Source organism: Marinactinospora thermotolerans DSM 45154 (genome assembly GCF_900167435.1).
GTDB lineage: Bacteria > Actinomycetota > Actinomycetes > Streptosporangiales > Streptosporangiaceae > Marinactinospora > Marinactinospora thermotolerans.
The window spans coordinates 1-2376 of sequence record NZ_FUWS01000032.1 but is presented as its reverse complement, the minus strand read 5'-3'; the positions used below and the strand labels follow the sequence as shown (position 1 = coordinate 2376).

General features: G+C 68.4%; 2 protein-coding genes. Both read left to right on the top strand.

Annotation, left to right across the window (positions count from 1 at the left end; genetic code table 11):
• The first annotated feature begins 457 nt into the window (after window positions 1–457).
• A complete protein-coding gene (locus tag B5D66_RS24810) occupies window positions 458–1306 on the top strand; it encodes a hypothetical protein (protein WP_078764251.1) in 849 nt (282 codons plus the stop codon).
• 250 nt (window positions 1307–1556) lie between these two features.
• Window positions 1557–1877, top strand: a complete 321-nt coding sequence (locus B5D66_RS24805) for a hypothetical protein (RefSeq protein WP_078764250.1) — start codon at window positions 1557–1559, stop codon at window positions 1875–1877.
• Window positions 1878–2376 lie beyond the last annotated feature (499 nt).

Sequence of the window (2376 nt, the reverse complement as noted above, 5' to 3'; positions counted from 1 at the left end):
TGACAACGAGTGTCGATCTTCACGTTCGCAACGAGCAACCCACCACCCCACCAACCACCACAACCCCCCTTATCACCAACAAAAAACACCACCACCATGAAACACACCGTTGCCTGGCATAGCAGTCGCCATGCCCCCACAAGGTGATCTAGGTCAGATGACAGCAGAGAGGTCCACAAAGACGCCAAAGCAACGCAAAGGCTCATCCCGTCCCCGCGTCCCCCGTTAGGCGCCCTCCCCGCTTCCACGCAGCATCGTTGCCATGGAAAACTACGCTGACCAGCGGGAACACGTCCGCTTGGAGACCTCGACGCCCCGACGCCACCGGGACGCTCTCGCCTCCACCGGACGGTCGCTCACGGCCAGGGGCCCCGGCCAATGCCAGGAAAGCCGTCCCGCGCATCCACTCAGGAGAACGTCCTCGACCGGCTCCCCCAGAAGCGGGACAGGGCAGACGTTGACGCTCGGCAAGGCCGTCGAGGCGTTCCTCTCCGACGTGGCCAACCCGCACACCCGCCGGGCCTACGCGGTCGCGCTTCGCGCCCTCGCCCACCGCTTCGATCCGCGCGCGCCCCTCGGCACCCTGACCCAGGAGGGAACGGCGGAACGGGTGGCCCTGTGGTTCGACCACCAGTGGTCGGACCGATCGCCGGCCACGATCAACGCCCGCCTCAACGCGCTCTCCGCCGCGGGGCAGTGGTGGCGTGCCCGTGGGTGGCTGACGGAGAACCCCTTCCAGGGGATACGCCGCAGGTCCGCGCCCCTCGGCCCGCCGGGACTGCTCGATCGCGTCGCGATCGAGTCCCTGGTGGCCCGAGAGGACCTTCCGCTACGGGAGCGCGTGCTCTGGCGGATGCTGTACGAGTCCGCGGCCCGAGCCTGTGACGTGCTGGCGCTCAATGTCGAGGATCTCGACCTCGCCGACCGACGCGCCCGGGCGCGGACCGCGGAGGGCGTTCGCCGCGTCGTCGCCTGGGGGCCCGCGACGGCCTCGCTCCTTCCCGATCTCGTCATGGGGCGGCGCCTGGGACCGCTCTTCCTCACCGAGCGGCGTCCGCGGACCCGACCGCCGCTCTCCGACACCGACCCGGTCTCGGGCCGGAGCCGGCTGTCCTACCGGCGCGTGGCCGAACTCTTCGCCGAGGCCACCGGAGGGGCCACGCTGGAGCAGTTCCGCCGCAGCGTGCTCGCGCTCTCGACGGAGGACGAGACGGACCTCCGCCTCCCCGGCCCCTACTCGGGGCGCGCGACGATCGAGGCCCCGGCCCGCCACCCTCGCACGCGCTCGGAACCTCTCATGACATGACGAGGCCGGATCGACCCGGCGGGGGAACATCCCTGACGCTTTGTCGCCCCATCCGCCTTTTGCGCTCATTGAGAGATAAGGGAGTCCAATGTGATACACAGCACACTATGTGATTGAATGATCACACTATGTATCGGTAGTGCCATTTTCGAGCCGGAGAGATCCGGTTTCCGAAACCTCGGTCCTCTTCGAACGGACACAACGAAGGACCGGGTGGGAAGTGCCCAACACGTCGAACGAGGAGTTAGACATGCGCATGATCAAGCGCGCGGTCGTCATCAGCCTGATCTCCGTTCCCGCGGCCATGGGGATCGCCGGAGCGGCCAACGCCGGAATCGGCGGTGGCGGCGGTGGCGCCCTGTTCAACGAGAACGCCTCCTTCGCCGGCCCCAAGGGCGCGGCGGAGTGGAACATCACCAGCATCGCCGGCGGTGACGGCTGGGGCTTCGGCGGCGGCTGGGGCGGCGGCTTCGGTGGTGGCGCCCTCTACGAGAAGGACGCCTCCTTCGCCGGCCCCTACGGCGCGGGCGAGCTCAGCCTGACCTCCGCCACCCTGGGCGGCGGCTTCTAGGACACCGCGCCTGGCAGGCGACCACGAGGTTCCTCTTCCCGCGCCGGCCCCGGCGAGTCACGACTCGCCGGGGCCGCCGTGCAGGTCGTCCAAGGGGACGGGAAGCCTGGACAGGACCCGGCCCCCTTCGAACGGACACAACGAAAGACCGGGCCCTGCGTGCCCAACGCCTCGCGGAGACGCACGTGGCGGACACGGCGCGAAGGCGCCGCACCCCGCCGCCTTCGCGGCCGCGGCGGTGGAATCGCCAGCATACCCGCCGGCGGGAAGCCCCCCGTGAACCCTTCCCCATTTCCGTCCGGCGGCTTTCCCCTCAGCCGATCCCTCTTCCCAAAGAGATCCAATGGGTCGGACGCGCCCGAAGCAATTCTCCGCGGCGCGAATCGGGGATTACCACTTCGATCGTGGTGGTGTTTTTTGTTGGTGATAAGGGGGGTTGTGGTGGTTGGTGGGGTGGTGGGTTGCTCGTTGCGAACGTGAAGATCGACACTCGTTGTCA